Genomic DNA, 18,965 nt, shown 5'->3' with positions numbered 1-18,965 from the left:
TACAAAATCAACATCTTTGTCATTGATTAGAATATCAGTCAGTCACTATCTTTGACCCATGAAAAACACTCCTCTAATCCCTGTCACTCTCCGGATTCCTAGCAATTGGGGGTTCATTTTTATCGTTATACTCATAGGCGTACTTTTAGTTTCTTGGCTAGTTTTAGACCAAGGTCAGTTTTATGAATTTTCGGCTCTTGGAAGAAATGACGCCAAATATTTCCTCAAAACAATCTTAATTTACTGTTTCTTATTTGAATTTATTTCTATAATGCTTTTTATGTGGGCAGCTCGGTATTATGCTAAGCTATTAAAAATCAAACACATCACCCCTACTATCAAAGGTATACTGCTGTATGAACTAACTTTTCTACCTTGTATTTTAGGTTCTATTGTCCTGTTTGCGCCCATTACCAATGGCTTACGGTATTTGGTAGTAGCTTATCCCGATTATGATTGGAATACGTACTTCCCGCATTATTTTCTCCAATCCAAAATGTACGTTAGCTATTTGTTACCTTCTTTGCTTTTGGGATATACTTATCTAAACACCAATCTATTTCTGAGTTATACAGAAATGGAAACAAAACCTCCCCTCCCCCCACCTACCGAAGAAGCTACCCTCATGTATGCCAATACAATCGAGGCTTGGTATAATCAACGCCACACAATACTGCCCGTATTGGACGTGATTTACTTTGAAGTACAACATAAAACTTATTTTGCCTACACCAAAGGACGGACTTTCCATATCCGAAAAAAGCTAGCTGAACTTGAAGCAGAACTCAATCCCCAACATTTCTTTAGAATCAATCGCTCCATTATTCTTAATCTTCACTTTCTAAAAAGCTTTACTTATTGGGAAAATGATAAATACAAAGTACGTCTTAAAGAAGATAAGGCGGAGTTTGTGATGCAGCGAACGCGCGTGAAGGTGCTAAAAAAAATACTTGCTCAGAAAGACGAAACCTCTTCTTCAAAGACCACCTCAAATAGCCCAAAATGATTTGTAAAGTGTATTACGTATAGAGTTCTAAAAAGTTCATGTAACTTCGCAATGTTTATTTTATAGTATTCAAAGACACCCAATCCATGAAGTACATTCACCTAGCCTTGGCATTATTTTGTACAACTGCCCTATTTGCCCAAACCAAACCAGGGCCTCTAGCCCGCCCTAAACTAGTAGTCGGCGTAGTAGTAGACCAAATGCGATACGATTATTGGTACCGTTATTACGACAAATATTCGGAAGGAGGCTTCAAAAGAATGCTCCGCGAAGGCTTCAATTGTCGAAATCATCATTATCACTATTCCCTCACCGTAACAGCCGCAGGACATGCGTCTGTGTATACGGGTTCAGCGCCCGCTATTCACGGGATTGTGGGCAATGATTGGTACGACCGAAAACTCGGCAAAGGCATGTATTGTGTGGCAGATAGCACCGTGCAGTCGGTAGGTACGGCCAACTCCGCTGGTAAAATGTCACCTAAAAATCTGCTTACTAGTACTATCACAGACCAGCTTCGTATTGCAAACAATTACCAAGGCAAAACCATCGGAGTAGCCATCAAAGATAGAGGGGCGATATTGCCCGCAGGCCATACTGCCAATGGCGCATACTGGTTTGATAGCAAAACTGGCAACTGGATAACCAGTACTTTTTATATGAACGACCTACCTCAGTGGGTCAAGGACTACAACGCCCGCAAGCGCCCGTCTGAATTGATGAAACAAAATTGGAACACGCTTTTGCCCATTGAGCAATATTCAGAAAGTACTACCGACGACCAACCCTACGAAGCTAAAATCGCCGGAGCTAAGAAATCTACCTTTCCTTATGATTTGGCAGGTATTGCGGGTGATGCTTTTGGTATTTTGGCGAGTACGCCTCACGGCAACACCCTCACCAAGGAGATTGCTCTTGAAGCTCTTAAACACGAAAATCTAGGCAAAGGTCCCGCTACCGACTTTCTAGCTATTAGTTTCTCTACGCCCGACTACGTAGGCCACGCCTTTGGGCCCAACTCCGTAGAAGAAGAGGATATTTATCTACGCCTCGACCGTGACTTTGCGGAGATTTTTGCGGCACTCGACAAGCAAGTGGGCAAAGGCAACTATCTGTTTTTCATTTCTGCCGACCACGCTGTTATGGATGTAGCCGAACTTTGGAAACAAAATCGCCTTCCTGCGGGTAGACTCAACATTGGCAAAATCAATACTGCCATCAAAGAGGCCCTTATTGCTAAGTTTGGAGAAGGAGACTATATCACAGCCTCCGAAAACTATCAGCTCTATCTTAACCACAAAACCTTGGCTGACAAGAAAATAGAGGTTGAAGACGTCTATAAAGTAGTACGCAAGATAGGTATTGATTTTGACGGAATCGCGGATGTCCTCAACCTGCACGATTTGGGCAAAGCAAATATCAACGACTATTTGCTCACTTTATACAAAAACGGCAACCACGCCAAGCGTAGCGGCGACATTCAGTTTGTGATTGAGCCCGGCTGGGTATCAGGCAGCAGCACTGCTACGCACGGCGCACCTTACAATTATGATACTCACATTCCGCTGTTGTTTATGGGATGGGGAATCAAACCAGGCGAAACCTTCAAACGCACCGCTGTAGCGGATACTGCGCCCACCGTTGCGGCTTTGCTCAAAATCTTGGAACCAAGTGGTAACATCGGCATCGTGATTGAAGATGTGATGAAAAAATAAAAGTTTCTGATTATCAACAAGATTATTTTCCTATCGAGTTTAGTACTGAATTTAGTTGAAGGATATTGTGTTAAAAATTTGATAACAAAAATTTTTCTTTTATCTTTCGATATAGACACTTACCCCATATATTCAGGATATGCACCCAGAATTCGAGGAAAGACAACCAGACTGGCGGGATTCAGTCCAACGTTTTGAGGTAATGCTCAAAAACCAAGAACGTCAATTTTTTGATTTAGATACTTATGAACACATCGTCGAACATTATATAGGCGAAGGCAACTGGGAACGTGCTCTACAAGCCTGCGATTTTGGGCTGGAGCACTTTCCTTATTCTCTCGAACTCATGCTCGACAAAGCCCACTTATTAGCCCAAAACCAACGCTTCGACGAATCACTCGAAATCTTAGATCGAGCCGCTTTATTCAATCCTCACGATTTGGATGTACTTTTTATGCAAGGAGGAGTCTATAGTATGATGGGTGAATATGACCAATCGGTAGAAGTATATGAGCAAATGCTTCTTTATATTGAAGAAGAAGAAAAAGATGACATCTTGTTTCAGATGGGGCAAGCTTATCAAAATGGAGGCAAATATGAAGAGGCTATAGAGCAGTACAAAAAAGCCCTTCAGTATAATTTAGACAACGAAAATGCCCTCTACGAACTAGCATTTTGCCTCGAAATCACTGGTCAGTTAGAATCTAGCATTGACTTTTACAATGAACTCATTGACCGTGACCCTTATTCGCACAATGCTTGGTATAATCTAGGGATTGTGTACAGCAAACTAGGCCAATACCAAGAAGCACTCCAAGCTTACGACTACGCTACTGTAATCAAGGAAGATTTTGCATCGGCCTATTTCAACATGGCCAATGCCTACATGAACCTCGAAAGATACAAAGAAGCCAATGAGAGTTATCTGCTTACCATGCGCAACGAAACTCCCACGGCAGATCTTTACTGTCATCTAGCGGGTAGTTATGAAAAGTTGAAAGACTTTGGAAAGGCTCTTGAGTACTATCGAGAAGCCCTCAAACTCGACAACCAATGGGACGAAGCGTGGTATGGAGTGGCTGTTTGTCTAGCAGTAGAAGAAAAATGGATTGAATCTCTCAATTGCGTTCGGAAAGCCATTAAACTCAACGAACATGTGGCTGATTATTGGCTTACTTTAGGAGAGTTGGAATACAAAATTGGTAATCTATTCTCGGCAGTTGAAGCATTTGAAAAAGCGGTTGAATTGGACCCTGAATACGAAGATATTTGGCTTAAATGGTCACTGATTATGTTTGACCAAGGGCAATTTGATAAAGCCTACGAAATCATCCAAGACGGGCTGAATGAATTGCCCGACAATGCTACTTTGTATTATCGAGCTGCGGCTTATTTGTTTCACGGGGGTGACTACAAAGAAGCTTTACTCAATCTCGAAATTGCGCTCACTCTTGACTATAGCGCACATGAGCAGCTTTATGTTTTTTTTCCAGAGCTCGAAAAACAAAAAGCCCTTTTTAAACTCATCGAACAATATAGAAAATAGGCTTAAGGCAGAGGAATATCCTCCGCCTTAAGCCTACCTATTTCATCACTTCAATTCAAGTACCCAAGCAGTCATTGCTGGTATTTTTAAGTTTTTTATATCAACAATAGATGCCTGCGTCAAGACATTTTTTGCGGCTTTAAATCCTTTTGTTCGCTCCAAAAACCGCTCGGTATCTACCACCGCTTCATCTGTATTGGTGTTCATCACTACCATAATCGTCTTAGATACATCATAACGAAAATAAACATAGACACCATTTTGGGGCAGGTATTGCATAAATTGTCCACTGTGCAGAGTAGGCGTATTTTTTCGATAATTGGCCAAGGTTTTTACTAATTCAAAAGCTTCATTCTCGCGAGGAGTACGGCCTGCGGCGGTAAACTTACTTTGTTGATCGCCTTTCCAGCCACCCACAAAATCACGCCTCACCTCGGCATCGGTAGGGTTTTTCATGTTTTTCATCAATACCTCCGTGCCGTAATAAAACTGAGGGATGCCGCGTGTTGTGAGTAGCCATGTCACGCCTAGTTTGTACTTATTAAAGTCTTCTCCAATCACCGAAAAAAAGCGATCAGTATCATGGTTTTCCAAAAAAGTAACCATCTTGTAAGGGTCAGCATACAAAAAATCTTGTGCCAAAGCTTGATAAACTCGGTTGATACCCCCATCCCAACTAAATTGCTCTTTCAAGCCCTCGTTGATGGCGGCAAAACTTGGGAAGTCACAAGTTCCGGGTAAGTTACACTGAAAAGGAAACTTAACATTACTCTTTACGAAATAAGACAAAATCGCGGGATTAGTAACCCATGTTTCTCCAAAAATAATAAGATTGGGATATTCCTCTAGTAATGCCTGATTGCAACGATTCATAAAAGGCATATCGTTGTATTTGTAGGTATCGATGCGCCAGCCATCAAGCCCAAACTCCTCTGTGCACCAAATGGCATGTTGAATAAGATAGGTAGCAAAAAGAGGATTACGCTGATTTACATCCGGCAAAAAAGGCATAAACCACCCGTCGGTCAAATACTTACGATCAGTCTCCGTCCCCGCTGGATCTAAGAGAGACACCTCTTTGTGGCTTGTGTTGGTGTAAGTCGGCCATTTGTTAAACCAGTCTTGGGTGGGAGGGTCCTGAAACATCCAATGATCTTCCGAAACATGGTTATAGACCGCATCCTGAATGAGTTTCATCCCTCTTTGATGAAGTGCCCCCGACAGCTTTTTATAACCTTCATTTCCTCCCAAACGGCGTTCAATCTGATAATGATTACTAAAATGATAGCCGTGATAAGCAGCTTGCATATTGCCGTGTAATTCTTTTTTAAGACTGGTATTGTTTTCGATGACGGGTGTATTCCACAGAGCCGTCACACCCAGTTCTTGCAAATAATCTAAATGCTCAATAATCCCCTGAAAATCGCCGCCATGTCTTAAAAACGGTACATTTTTGTCTGCTTGAGTATCAAGCATTCCGTCCATTTTATCGTTGGATTCGTCACCATTGGCAAAGCGATCAGGCATAAGCAAATACACAAAATCTGAAGTATTGATTGTCAGAGGCTTATGTCGCTTGGGAGATAAAGTAAAAGACTGTGTATTTTTGGCATTCCCATTACTAAAAATCAGCTGCATCTTACCTGCTTTGGCTGTTTTTGCAATTTCCAAATCCACAAAAAGATAATTAGGATTAGAAGTCGTTTGCGTTTTCTTGATTTTTACTCCTGGATAATTGAGCGAGACCTTTGCTTTACTGATATTCTGACCATAAACCAGCAATTGGAGGTTAGGATTTTTCATACCTACCCACCAATTGGTAGGATGTAAGTATTGAATTTGGGGGTTTTGGGCAATCGCGTAGCAAGTCAAGCAAGCTCCCAACAAGCTCAGTAGTAATTTCTTCAATATGTTCATCATAGGAAAAGTTTAATAATTCCCAAAAATAAACAAAAATCTTTCTATTACAGTCTTATTTCAGTCACCCAATTGGCTACGCCAACGGGTATACCATCGTCGAAAACTGTTGGCGGTATTCTGTGGGGTTTTGCTGGGTAATTTTGCGAAACATACGGTTGAAATGAGAAAGATTATTGAAACCACAGTCATAGGCAATCTGTGCGATGCTCACGTTTTCCAACAACCTGACTTTCGCATGATTGATGCGGTACTCATTCACAAACTCAGTAAAAGTTTGATTGGTCATTTTCTTAAAATAGCGACAAAAAGCTGGCAAACTCAGATTTATCACTTCTGCTACCTGACTAGGGTCTATATCGGTCTGGAAATGCTGCTCTACAAAACCATAGATTTGGCGTAGCCGCTCAGTCTCTTTGGGGGGTACATCGGGCTGCTGTCCTTCGACGTGTAGCAGTTTGACATCATCAGCTAAGGCCATTTCTTGCAGCACCCAAAGCAGCGACATCATCCGCTCAAAGTTGCCCTGATATACCATATTTTTGATTTTCTCTCCTACCAATCGCTTCGTAGCTTTCCCGAAGGCTAACCCTCGTTTTGATTTTTCGAAAAGCTGGGATACTGCCTCCAATTCTACGTTTTTTAGAAACTCTTTCCCCAAAAAATCACCCCTCATTTGAATTACATATTCCTCAAAATCGCCCATTTGTCCATAGGCAAAATTTAGATGAGGGATATTAGGACCGATAAATACCAACTCTCCTTCTTCATAACGAGACAAATGCTGCCCCACTTGACGACGACCATTTCCCTGCGGAATATATACTATTTCGTATTCAGGGTGATGATGCCAATATACCCGGCAGCTTTCTGCTTCTGTAGCATGATACAACCGAAACGAACTCCCTTGACTGGGCTGGATTTTTTCAAATTCTAAACGAGCCATTTTACATATTTTAACACATATTTACGAATAAAAATCAATACAGTGTCAGAAATGGCAAACAAAATCGTAGAAAGACATCCTTCTTAACTACTAATTTTGTAACCATAAATAACCCCTGCTGAGTATTTGGCAGATTTCTCACAATATTTTGATATGTCTGGTTTTGCAGTAATTTTTGACATGGACGGCGTCATTGCCGATACCAACCCCACCCACAACATCGCTTGGCGTAAATTTCTCGAAAAGTATCAAATAGAACCCACTGAGCAAGAACTACATGACCACATGTACGGAAAGCACAACAGCTATATTCTATCGTATTTTCTCAAAAAAAGCCTAAGCTTTGAAGAAATTGCCCGTTTGCAATTTGAAAAAGAAGCACTTTTCAGGGAATTGTACGCTTCTATTGCCCAGCCTTTGCCGGGATTGTTGACATTTTTGGAAGAACTTAAAAAAAATGGGGTCAAAACGGGAATTGCCACCTCTGCTCCCGTCGAAAACCTCGACATGATGCTTGAGCAAGTTCCCTACCTGAAAGAAGTCATGGAGTCGTTGTTATCAGAACAAGACGTTAGCAAGCACAAACCCGACCCAGAAGTATACCTTAAAAGTGCCCAAAATCTAGGCATCGATCCAGCACAATGTATCGTATTTGAAGATTCGGTCTCGGGCGTAAAAGCAGGTTTGGCGGCTGGAATGAAAGTAGTCGGTGTCACTACCACCCATAGCTCACACGAATTGCCGCCTTGCAGTGCTTATGTGGCAGATTATCTCTCGCTTGATTTTGCATTTATCCAAAATCTAATGACTTCCTAGTTCTATGCACATCGAACACATCGCTATATGGTGCCAAGATTTGGAACGTATGCGGGCTTTTTATGAGCAATATTTTGGGGCTACATCAAACTCAAAATATACCAATGTTCAAAAAAATTTTGAGTCTTACTTTTTATCGTTCCAAAAAGGTGCACGTCTCGAACTGATGCAAATGCCCAATATCCCACCTCATCAAAACAACGTATATTCACAGTTTTTGGGTTTGATTCATATGGCTATTTGGGTAGGTGACGAAACCCAAGTCAATCTGCTTACCGAACAGCTACGAAGCGACGGCTACGAAATAGTCGGAGAACCTCGCCGCACGGGCGATGGTTATTATGAAAGTGTGGTATTGGATCCTGAACAAAACCGAATCGAAATCACAGCATGACAACACACCTCAAAACCTATTTTACCCATAGCCGAAGCCTCGCCATAGGTGCAGTATTTGCTTCGGTGGGATTTTTGTTTGGTAACTGGGTCACTTGGATTCCGTATGTCAAGGAAAAATACAATTTAGACGATGCACAGCTAGGTTTACTTTTATTGAGTCTGCCTTTTGCTTCTACCCTCAGCAATCCCCTTTCGACTTTAGTTATCAATCGTTTCGGAATTCGCAATACTACGATAGTGGGACTGATGGGCATGGCGGCCGTTTTTTCACTTCCTGTCAATGTACCCTATCTGTGGATGACCTCAGTCGCACTCGGCCTCATGGGTATAGGTATTGCTTTTACCAATGTAGCCATGAATACCTGCGTTACCACGATTGAGCGGCAAGACGGCATCCATATCATGTCGACCTCTCACGGCATGTTTAGTGCGGGCGGAATGGTGGGTTCGGCTTTAGCAAGTATCCTGATGGGCTTTAAAATACCGCCTACATTGCACATTGCCGCCATATCAATATTTGTATTGACGTTAGCAATGCTTGTTCGCCCAGTTATTATGAGTATACATGAAGAAAAAATGCAATCAGAGGGAGGAGCCAAGTTTGCATGGCCGAATAAAGTTCTTATGGGAATGATTGCTATTTCGCTTTGTACCAATATCACCGAAGGAACCATGGCAGATTGGACCGCTGTATACATGCGCGATGTAGTCAAATCAAATGATTTTTTTATGGGTTGGGCCTTTGCTAGTTATGCGTTTTTCATGGCTTCTGGTCGTTTTGTTGGTGATGCCCTCATTCCTCAGTACGGCAGCCGAAAAATTTTGGTAGGAGGTGGATTATTAGCTTCGTTTGGAATTTTTATAGCCGTTTTTTTACCTTATACCATTACGGCTATTATCGGGTTTGGTTTGGTGGGAGCGGGTGTATCTTGCGGCGCCCCCATCTTGTATGGTAGTGCGGCCCGCGTTCCTGGCATGGCCAAAGGTGCAGGTTTAGCTACTATGAACACCTTCAGTTTGGCGGGTTTTTTGGCTGGCCCCGCCTTGATAGGGGTACTTTCTCACGAAGTCAATCTTTCTTTTGCCATAGGTACAGTAGCGGTTTTAGCGCTGATTTGGGCTTTATTATCCAATCGAGCCCGTCTTTATTAAAATTCTAAAGCGATAGGGTTTGATAAACCTAATCGCTTTAGCTAATTTTGTAAAGTCATCCTTACCTCAACCTCTTGTTAAATTATTATCGACATCGTTTTTCGCTTCCAATTTGGCGTATTCTACACGACGCTCTACCGATTTCGCTTTCCGAACAGCTTCTAATACTAGAGTTGCGAAACAAAACACAAGTAGAATGGTGCGCCCTTCAGCTCGAAAATCAACAAATTTTGTGGCAAAAAACACCCCCTTTGACGCATTGGTGGACGAGTACTGTAGGCGTATACGCTGGTGTGATTCTTTTACACAATTACGCCGGTAGCGAGCAACCATCTCCGCAGCAAATCGTGGCATTGGACGCTTCGACGGGGGCTTTGTTGTGGACTTTGGATGGGCGTAAATTTGAAGCAACAAATGGTCATCTTATTCGCACCTCTAAGCTCTCGCCTACCTTAGAAACCACCTACGAAAGTTGGAATTTAAGAGACGGTACTCTTTTTTCGGAGGTATTGTTTGACATACCAAGTATATCAACTTTTTGGAAAACACCTACCACCTACGGTGAAGATAGTTCATACTATGGTTTTATTAAACAATTTATCCAAAAAACTACCAATCGTATCCCTCAAAAAACGATAAATTATGGAGAAAACTCTGGACATGTACTATTTTTTTACTATTTTTACCACCCTAACGCTGATACTTTATCCCGCTCTATCTTGGTTGTGAATTCAAAGAAGACAATACTATTGCACGAGACGATTCGTTCGGACGTGGGAAGTATCGCCTTCGACAATTGTATTTATAATGACCACCATATTGTTTATTTAGAAAATTTAGACGAATTAGTCGTATTAAAATTACCAAGATCATGATGAAGCGAGCTGCATTTCTGATAGTTGTTGTAGGATTATGGGGAGGAAAAACTGCTCACGCCCTATCTTTTTCTCCTTTCTCTTCCGACTCCACTGGCACCGAAACCAAAAATGGGCAAACTTACGTTTTACACAAAGTAGAACCTGGACAGACGCTCTATGCCGTAATGCGCAAATATAAAACCTCGATTCAGGCTCTCAAGGCTGCCAATCCGGGTATGAAAGATAATTTGATAGTAGGCCAAGTCGTACGCGTGCCTTCCCAAAGTCGAGCCACGAGTGCGCCTCCGCAAAAGGTAGCCACCAAAGAACCCGACCCTTCGGCAGAAAAAGATAAGTTGGTTTTGGATTATGAAATCAAACCAAAATCCGAAACACCTCCCAAAACCGAAGGTGAGAAGAGCGAGACTTTTAAGATCGAAAATACCAAAGTAGAAGAAACGCCCAAAGTAACAGAGGCGCCCGCTACTACCAAAGAGCCTGAGACTACCAGCACGACAGCAACCGATACCAAACCTACTACACCACCCGTTGCTCCAAAATCGGGGATTCACCGCGTAGAAGGCGGCCAATCTCTTTACGGTATTGCGGTCAAACATGGGGTTTTGATGGCCGATATCCGTCGCTGGAATGGACTCACCTCAGATCAGTTACGTTCGGGGCAAGAGTTGATTGTATCAGACCAAGCTTATCAAGAGTATCTCAAAAAAAATAAGCTAGATTCAGTAAAACTAGCCGATGCCCGAAAAGCCAATACCGAAAAGCCGGTTGCTCCTGTACCAGTACCTGTGCGAGGCGAAGACCCTACAAATTCGAACTTGCCCGAACCAAAAATCGCTAACACTGGTAAGCGAATCCTCGAAACTGGCGTAGCGGAGGTATTAGAAGGCTTAGAAAACAGCAATAAATATTTGGCTCTGCACCGTACAGCTCCGGTAGGTTCGCTGATTCAGGTCAAAAACATGAACAATAGCCAAAGTGTATGGGTAAAAGTAATCGGAAAGCTCCCTGATATCAGCGCCAATAATCGTATCATTATCAAGCTCTCAGCCCGCGCTCAAGAAAAACTTTCGCCAGGCGGTAAGCAGTTTATTGCCGAACTCAGCTACTTGTCTCAATAAAACTCCTCATTCATACAAAAAAGTACTTTCCTATCCATAACAATAGGCAGGTATTTTTTTACCTATATGATTTGATGTTCTGCGAAAGAGGTCATTAAGATAGTATGTGGTTTGACTTCTTCGAAGCTGTGTTTTTTTGCAAAATTGTTAGCAACAATCTTTGTGCCTTTCTGATACACAAATATCTTTTTGGAAGTAGCTTCGCATCAGTCAAATCCAAGCGCTTTTACCCCTAAATCCGTTATGCTATGCTAAGACTTATGTGTTAGTCTGTTAAACTTACGGGAAGAGTTTCAACAAATTTTCAACGGCTTTATCGGAAATACTAAACAAGGTATGAGGAAATATACCCAGCAAAAAGGTAAGAATAGCTAACGGAATCAACATCAACTTTTCTTGTAAATTTAGATCGGTAAGCTGGGTCAAATCAGCTTTGTTTTTGGCCCACAGTTTTCCTAAAAACATTCGTTGTAATGTCCACAAGAAGTAAGCAGCGGCTAAAATTATCCCTAAAGTTCCTAAGGCAGCTACCCAAGTAGGTAACCATTGTGATTGAAATCCTCCCATCAAACTAAATAACTCACCCACAAATCCCGAAAATCCGGGCATTCCTAAAGAAGCAAAAAAGGCAATACCGGTGATGATTGTATAAAAAGGCATAGGCCCTATCAAGCCACGGTAACTGTCGATGAGGCGATTGTGCGTGCGGTCGTAAAGTACTCCTACCAACAAAAACAACATGGCAGAAAGCACCCCGTGACTCACCATCTGATAAATAGCCCCATTGATACCTTCAGCAGTAAGGGAGGCGATTCCTAATACCACAAAACCCATGTGTGATACCGAAGAATAAGCAATCATCTTTTTGAGATCATTTTGGGCGAGTGCGTTGAAACCACCATAAATGATTGAAACAACTCCCAGCAGTGCCAATACAAAAACATATTCTTGAGCGGCATCTGGAAAAATGGGATACGCGATGCGTAGCAGACCATACCCACCTATTTTCAACAAAACTCCTGCCAGCACCACCGATACAGGTGTAGGCGCTTCTACGTGTGCATCAGGAAGCCACGTATGTAAAGGCACAATCGGAAGTTTGATAGCAAATCCAATAAACAAAAGCCAAAATGCAATAGCCCTAGCGGGTATCCCAAAAATAAGCACTCCACCATCGGGCGAAAGTATACTATTGGAAAGGTAATTTTTGAAATCAGCCATGTAGCGCAAATCAAAGGTATGCACATAAGTCTGCGTGAGTTGAGAATCTACCGGGTCAACTACCGATATATAGAGCCCAATCATCACTATTAGTATCAGAATAGAACCCACCAATGTATACAAGAAAAATTTGATAGATGCGTACTCCCGACGTGGTCCTCCCCACAGTCCTATTAGGAAATACATGGGTAGCAGCATGAATTCAAAAAACAAGAAAAACAAAAAGAAATCTAAAGCCACAAAACAGCCTGTGATGCTGGTAGTGAGCAACAAATATAAAGAGAAGTAAGCTTTTTCTTTTTTCTTAATCCCCCACGACGACACTACTCCTATTAGCATCACCACCGATGTCAGTAGCAACAGCGGCAGGTTGATACCATCCACCCCTAATACATAATCAATAGAGACTGTCCCAATGCGCCCCAATGAAAAAGTAATCCAATCTAATTTTTCGACCATTTGGAACCCGGGGGCATTGGCCGAAAAAAAATACCAAATCACGCCCGAAACTGGAATTTGGCAAGCGCAGAAAAAAAGAGCTATCCACTTAAAGGCAGCTTTGCGAGATTCGGGAAGTAAGGCAATAAGTAGTGTACCAACTAGCGGATGAAACGTTAAGAAAGAAAGTATATAAGGAACCATGTTTGAATTTTTCTATGATAGCATCAATCGTATTTGCTTTTTATTTTTTCGTTGTCTACTTCAGTCAACAATCTTAATTTCAAAATCTTATGATCTTATCCTCCCCAAAAACCATTGATTTTTTTTACAATACAAAAAAGATAATAATCAATACCCCTACGAGCATCGCGACCAAGTAAGATTGTGCTTTACCGTTTTGTATGCTACGAGTACGATTGCCCACAAAGCCCGCCGTCCAGGCCATTCCATTCACCACTCCATCTACCACCATCCGATCAAAACGCCCTACGATGTGTGCCAAAATCACCGTCAAGTAACCAACCCAGTCTACGATTTTATCAACAATTTTTTGGTCAAGCCAATAACACCATTGCGCTATTTTTTGTAAAGGTGCAATCAAAAAAAGGTGCTTATCTGAATCATGCGAATGTTCTCTAAGCCATTTTAATCTTTGTAAAAATGATTTTATTAGATTTCCTACGTCTTCCATTCCTAAAGATAAAGAAGGGATTAATCCTACCTTTGAAGGAGACAACGTATCAAAATAACTCATTGAAAGCCCTAACATAGCCACCAAAACCGACAACACGGCTATCACCAAATGTGAACCTTCAGCAGGCTTCGTCTTAAATAACTCAAAAAACCAAGCATCGCCTGCATCCAAAGGATTGAACGAAAACCAAATAAATACCGATAAACTAGCCAAAATCACCAAAGGGGCTTTCATTAATATATCAGCCTCGTGGGTTTGTGATATAGTATGTTTATCCCCTTTAAATTCACCCAAAAATACCATTTTCCATTGTTTCATGGTATAAAATGCCGTAAGCCCTGCCGAAAATAGCCCTAGCATCGGAACCAAAAACGCGACTCCTCCTTGCTGACTTCCCCAATGAAACGCTTCAATCAAAATTGCATCTTTTGACAAAAACCCCGAAAACAACGGCAACCCCGCCAAAGCAGCGGCGCATAGAGTGTATGCCCTAAATGTGGTAGGCATGTACTTATACAAACCACCCATTTGCCGCATATCCTGAGGGTCAATGCCTTGAGCATGATTCTCATCATGAGGCGTCAAAAAATGAATAACGGCTCCTGCACACAAAAACAATCCCGCTTTAAAAAAAGCATGTGTCAAAAGATGAAACAAGGCCGCTTCTTTTGCTCCTACACCCATACCCATTACCATCAACCCCAACTGCGATACCGTCGAATACGCCAACATTTTCTTTATATCGGTTTGGGAAATAGCCCGGTATGCCCCCATTACCATCGTGATAGTACCAATAATCGTAATCACATAAAGAGCATCTGGAGTAAGCAAAAAATGGATTCGCCCTAAAAGAAATATACCCGCTGCCACCATTGTAGCTGCGTGTATCAACGCCGAAACAGGCGTAGGCCCTTCCATAGCATCGGGCAGCCATGCCGACAATGGAAACTGTGCAGACTTACCCATCACTCCACAAAACAAAAACAACCCAATCGCAGTCATTAGACCTTCGTTGAGGTGAGGCAATTGACCCGTACTTAAACTCACAAAATCAGTAGAATTGGCTTCAAAAAAAAGTAGCAAAATCCCAATCAAAAAACCAGCATCTCCGATTCTATTGAGCAAAAAAGCTTTTTTTGCTGCCCATACGGCGCGTGGCTTTTGATACCAAAACCCAATAAGAAGATACGACGACAAACCCACCAACTCCCAGAAAATATACATTAACAGCAAATTGCCCGCTACCACAATTCCTAACATCGAAAACACAAACAACTGCAAATAGGCAAAATACCTCCATAAATGAGGCTCATGATGAAGATAACTAATCGAAAAAACTTGAACAAGCAATGCAATAAAATGCACAACAAGCAACATAATGATGGTTTGATTGTTCAGCAAAATGGATAGGTTTATGGATTTTTGCCGAAGTACAAGCCATTCCCATTCAAAAACTTCAGATTGATGAAGCGAATGCATAAAAACAAAAATAGACACACATAATCCTATCAGAGTGAAAATGGTGCCTATCCAACCAGCCAATTTATTTGCTTTATTGGCAAAAGAAAACAAACCAATAAAACCTATTAAAGGCAATAAAAGAATAAAAAATAGATATGAAGACATCAGGGGGTATAAACCTTTTCGGCAAATATCAGGCAAATCGGGTGTTTTTACAAAAAAGAAGTGAAACCTTTTACTCTAACGACATTTTGATTCCTTCAATAATCAAATCAGGGTCACTCCAAGGCACAAAATGATTCATGTTGTTTTTCCAGATGGTTGTCACTTTCACATGTGGGAGCTGTTGTTTTACAAACTGGGCATTTTCGGGAGCCACCAATACATCTTTTCCTCCTTGTACTACGACTACAGGGCATTTTACTTTATTCCAATATGGCAACATCTTCTCAAGTTCTTTTTTCAGAGGCAATAATTCGTCATTGCTACTTCTAAAAAATGAAGGAATGGCCCAACGTAAAGGTGTATATTTAAGAGGATAACGATACCAATTGGCTGGCTCCAATGTAGGTGATACTGAACCTGCTACAATCACTAGCGCTCTGATATATTCTGGATAGTTAATGGCTGCCTGTACAATCACTGGCCCTCCATACGAATGCCCTACTAGCACCACCGGCTGCTTTTGCTGCTTCAAAATAGGCAATAAAGCTGCTGCTTGGTTTTTGAGTTCATCTTCGGCCCCTTCTTCTTTCGAATCGCCAAAGCCAGGCCTATCTACCGACATCAATCGGTAATGAGCCAACAAAAAGGTATCTTTCAAAAAACTTTTGAAATTATCCCACGAACCTGGTGACCCATGGACAAAAAGTACTGGCTGCTTTGAAGACGCCCCCGCCTCAACATAATGAAGCTGCCGGCCGAGTGCTTCGTAGTAGTGACGCTGGGGAGGATAAGCGCTCTGAGCAAAATACTTTTTCATCTCAGCATCGCTCATCCGCGAACTAAAACATGCAGAAACCATGACCAAAAAAATGTATAACACACCTACAACTAATACTATTTTTTTCCGTTTCATTGCCAAATCCTACTGATGAATAAGTTATTTTTTCGATTTTTTACTTAAAATTGAAGAAAAGTAACAAAAACCTCGTAGATATTTCGATGGTTTGTAAAGGAAAACACATATTATCTTTTTTTTGCGCCATGTTGGTAGTTGGGGTATGTGTTTGCTTTAGCCAAAACACTCCCATTGATAGCGTACTTAAAGTCAACATTGGAGCCCCCACCGCTAAAGACACCGCCTTTGGAAAAAAAGCAAAAAAAGTGGTTCCTAAGACCCTTTATAACTTTCTTTTCAGAGATATCTACAACAGTACAAAGCAAGGCGATCAAATCAGCGAAATAGAGCAAAATCCACACAAAGTATATGAGGGGCGCTGGATTAGGAAAGTATTCGTCCACAGCTCGGATGTGTTTGGATATAGCGTTTATGATACACTACGTACACCTACAAATTGGCTAGACAAAGTAGGTAACCAATTTCATAGAAGCACCCGAGAAAGAGTAATTCAACGAAATTTTTTATTTTTTGAAGAAGGGGATGAAATAGATCCCGAAAAAATAAAAGACAATGAGCGCTACCTGCGCCAACAAGGTATTTTTCATGATGTACGGATTGTAATCGTACCCTACCCAAATGCTAAAGATGCCGTAGATGTGCATGTGTACACGCAAGATGTGTGGTCGCTATTGCCCGATGGTTCTGCTTCGGGCTTAGACAATTTTACGGTTGGCTTTGATCAGCGAAACTTTCAAGGATTAGGACATACATTCAAAAATACCATCGCTTACAATGGCAAAGATCCACGTCAACGGTTTGAGTACGCAAGCCGATACTTTATTCCTTCTTTTGGTAAAACATTTATTTCGGGACAAGGTATCCTAAACGTTCAGCGTGACCAAAAACAATTAGGACTCAAGGTTTTTCGACCATTTTTGACTCCTCAAATGAAATATGCTGGCTCTTTTGAAGTAAGCTATAACAATCTCAGGTTGTTTGAATTCGTTACCGACCCTACCACCGGCCGCTCTGTTCGCAATTACTTTTGGTCTCAGTACTCATTGTTTGATGCTTGGATTGGACGCTCCTTCCGCATTTTTTTTGGGGACAACACACTCCGCGAACGAGCCAGATTTGTAGTTGCTCTTCGTCATACCAGACAAACATTCTACGGACGCGACCGAACAGTAACCGACTCTACCAACCAACTTTTTCAGAATACTCGCCCTACATTGTTTAGTTTAGGTTATTCTAATCGAAGTTACAAACGCGATTTATTGATTTATGGGTTTGGTCGCACCGAAGACGTCCCTGTGGGTGATTTAATCGCCTTTATCTATGGGAATGACCCTGCCGAATTGGGTAAACGCAAATACCTTGGCTTAAAATTTTCTAGGGCTCGATACATCCCCAATGCTGGCTATCTATATAGCTTAGTCAATGTAGGCAGCTATTTCAAAGATATTCGAACCGAGCAGGGTATATTTAGTACCGAAAACAACTACTTCACCCCTTTGCATCCGTTAGGAAGGCGATGGTATGCACGGCATTTTCTGAATGTAAAGTTTGGGCTAGGATTCAATCGTTTTCAGAATGAATACTTCAATATTAGCGGCAATGAGGGGATTCAGGGGATTTACAGCGACGAAATGCGCGGCACTCGCAAACTTGTACTTGGGGTAGAGACGGTGTTTTTTAGTCCTATCAATTTTTTGGGCTTTCGAATGGCCCCTTTTCTGTTTTCTAATATAGGCTGGACTTCCTTCTCCAAGCAATCGTTCTTTCATCAGCGCCCTTTTCAAGGATATGGAATTGGGTTTAGATTCAGAAACGAAAACCTCACTTTTGATACATTCCAAATACGTCTAAGTCTATACTCTGGAATCCCTCAGCTAACCAACCCTTTAAGGGTAGGTTTTGACGGAATCCCCCCCCTACGCTTCCGAGATTTCGACATCTCTGCCCCTGAGATTGTTCCGTTCAGATAATTTTTCTATTAAATGTATTGACATATAATGTAAATACATATTATATTTGCATCATCAAAATTAATATGTATCATGTCTATTGAAACTGACATCAAACAAAGTAAGTTCAGAAACCCGCACCATAAAGCGGCTCTCAACTTATTGTTTACTGCCAATTGGCTCAGCAATAGTCAAGCTTGCCTTCTGAAGCCTTATGACCTCACGCCTCAGCAATACAACGTACTTAGGATATTACGAGGCCAGTACCCCAATCCGATTCGGGTCAATGACATCATCGAAAGAATGCTCGATAGAATGTCGAACGCTTCTCGGCTTGTAGATAAGCTATTGCTCAAAGGCCTAGCTCAACGAACAGAATGCCTTCATGACCGCCGTGCAGTAGATGTAGTAATATCAGAGGCAGGTTTGAACCTTTTAGCCGAGCTCGACAACTTACAGGATCATTGGGAAAACAAGCTCCAGCAACTAAGCAGCGAAGAAGCTACCCTACTGAGTGATTTGCTCGACAAACTTAGGAGTACCTCCGAAACCTCTTGTTAATACAAGCCTCAAAGGCTTATAATTTATAATACTTTTAAAAACTATTAAATCCATAAAACAAATCTTT

15 protein-coding genes are annotated in these 18,965 nt (G+C 41.6%); 10 read left to right on the top strand and 5 right to left on the bottom strand.

Going from position 1 to position 18,965, the window contains the following annotated elements; all coding sequences use genetic code 11:
• The first annotated feature begins 58 nt into the window (after window positions 1-58).
• The 3 genes from G563_RS0107255 (at window position 59) to G563_RS0107245 (ending at window position 4,267) form a co-directional block, all read left to right on the top strand.
• The gene (locus G563_RS0107255; RefSeq protein ID WP_028664738.1) at window positions 59-1,006 is read left to right on the top strand and encodes a LytTR family DNA-binding domain-containing protein; all 948 of its coding nucleotides are present in this window, start codon (window positions 59-61) and stop codon (window positions 1,004-1,006) included.
• 86 nt (window positions 1,007-1,092) lie between these two features.
• Window positions 1,093-2,721, top strand: coding sequence for an alkaline phosphatase PafA (gene pafA, locus G563_RS0107250; RefSeq protein WP_028664737.1), 1,629 nt, complete (start codon window positions 1,093-1,095; stop codon window positions 2,719-2,721).
• Window positions 2,722-2,860: 139 nt separating this feature from the next.
• Window positions 2,861-4,267: a tetratricopeptide repeat protein gene (locus tag G563_RS0107245; RefSeq protein WP_028664736.1), complete on the top strand. Its 1,407-nt coding sequence runs from the start codon at window positions 2,861-2,863 to the stop codon at window positions 4,265-4,267.
• 45 nt (window positions 4,268-4,312) lie between these two features.
• Here the strand turns inward: G563_RS0107245 and G563_RS0107240 are convergent, their stop codons facing one another.
• Both G563_RS0107240 and G563_RS33920 read right to left on the bottom strand, forming a co-directional pair.
• Window positions 4,313-6,187 (bottom strand): glycoside hydrolase family 13 protein, encoded by a 1,875-nt coding sequence (locus G563_RS0107240; RefSeq protein WP_028664735.1) that lies wholly within the window; start codon window positions 6,185-6,187, stop codon window positions 4,313-4,315.
• Between the two features lie 73 nt (window positions 6,188-6,260).
• Window positions 6,261-7,130: an AraC family transcriptional regulator gene (locus G563_RS33920; protein WP_037326098.1), complete on the bottom strand. Its 870-nt coding sequence runs from the start codon at window positions 7,128-7,130 to the stop codon at window positions 6,261-6,263.
• Window positions 7,131-7,256: 126 nt separating this feature from the next.
• On the opposite strand from G563_RS33920, the gene G563_RS0107230 reads away from it, so the two are divergent.
• From G563_RS0107230 to G563_RS0107210, 5 genes are all read left to right on the top strand, one after another.
• On the top strand, window positions 7,257-7,946 hold the full coding sequence (locus G563_RS0107230; RefSeq protein ID WP_310586556.1) for an HAD family hydrolase: 690 nt from the start codon (window positions 7,257-7,259) through the stop codon (window positions 7,944-7,946).
• Window positions 7,947-7,950: 4 nt separating this feature from the next.
• A complete protein-coding gene (locus G563_RS0107225; RefSeq protein ID WP_028664733.1) occupies window positions 7,951-8,340 on the top strand; it encodes a VOC family protein in 390 nt (129 codons plus the stop codon).
• Entirely contained in the window at window positions 8,337-9,494 is a 1,158-nt protein-coding gene (locus G563_RS0107220; RefSeq protein ID WP_028664732.1) for an MFS transporter, read from the top strand. The genes G563_RS0107225 and G563_RS0107220 overlap by 4 nt, the downstream gene beginning before the upstream one ends.
• 74 nt (window positions 9,495-9,568) lie before the next feature.
• Window positions 9,569-10,369, top strand: coding sequence for a DUF4905 domain-containing protein (locus G563_RS0107215; protein WP_028664731.1), 801 nt, complete (start codon window positions 9,569-9,571; stop codon window positions 10,367-10,369).
• Window positions 10,366-11,490, top strand: a complete 1,125-nt coding sequence (locus tag G563_RS0107210; RefSeq protein ID WP_084650789.1) for a LysM peptidoglycan-binding domain-containing protein — start codon at window positions 10,366-10,368, stop codon at window positions 11,488-11,490. Before G563_RS0107215 ends, G563_RS0107210 begins: the two co-directional genes overlap by 4 nt.
• 279 nt (window positions 11,491-11,769) lie before the next feature.
• On the opposite strand, the gene G563_RS0107205 is transcribed toward G563_RS0107210, so the two are convergent.
• From G563_RS0107205 to G563_RS0107195, 3 genes are all read right to left on the bottom strand, one after another.
• Window positions 11,770-13,353 (bottom strand): complex I subunit 4 family protein, encoded by a 1,584-nt coding sequence (locus tag G563_RS0107205; protein ID WP_028664729.1) that lies wholly within the window; start codon window positions 13,351-13,353, stop codon window positions 11,770-11,772.
• 124 nt (window positions 13,354-13,477) lie between these two features.
• Window positions 13,478-15,472, bottom strand: a complete 1,995-nt coding sequence (nuoL, locus tag G563_RS0107200) for an NADH-quinone oxidoreductase subunit L (protein ID WP_037326095.1) — start codon at window positions 15,470-15,472, stop codon at window positions 13,478-13,480.
• A gap of 70 nt (window positions 15,473-15,542) precedes the next feature.
• Window positions 15,543-16,331, bottom strand: a complete 789-nt coding sequence (locus G563_RS0107195) for an alpha/beta fold hydrolase (RefSeq protein ID WP_169579734.1) — start codon at window positions 16,329-16,331, stop codon at window positions 15,543-15,545.
• Between the two features lie 104 nt (window positions 16,332-16,435).
• Here G563_RS0107195 and G563_RS0107190 point away from each other — a divergent pair, with 104 nt between their 5' ends.
• On the top strand, window positions 16,436-18,358 hold the full coding sequence (locus G563_RS0107190; RefSeq protein ID WP_169579733.1) for a hypothetical protein: 1,923 nt from the start codon (window positions 16,436-16,438) through the stop codon (window positions 18,356-18,358).
• A 72-nt stretch (window positions 18,359-18,430) separates the two neighbouring features.
• A complete protein-coding gene (locus G563_RS0107185; protein WP_028664725.1) occupies window positions 18,431-18,898 on the top strand; it encodes a MarR family winged helix-turn-helix transcriptional regulator in 468 nt (155 codons plus the stop codon).
• Window positions 18,899-18,965: the final 67 nt, after the last annotated feature.

Origin of the sequence: Runella zeae DSM 19591 (assembly GCF_000423565.1) — a bacterium.
Classification (GTDB): domain Bacteria; phylum Bacteroidota; class Bacteroidia; order Cytophagales; family Spirosomataceae; genus Runella; species Runella zeae.
Note: the sequence above shows the minus strand (reverse complement) of the source record. Positions and strands in the feature narration are given on the sequence as shown.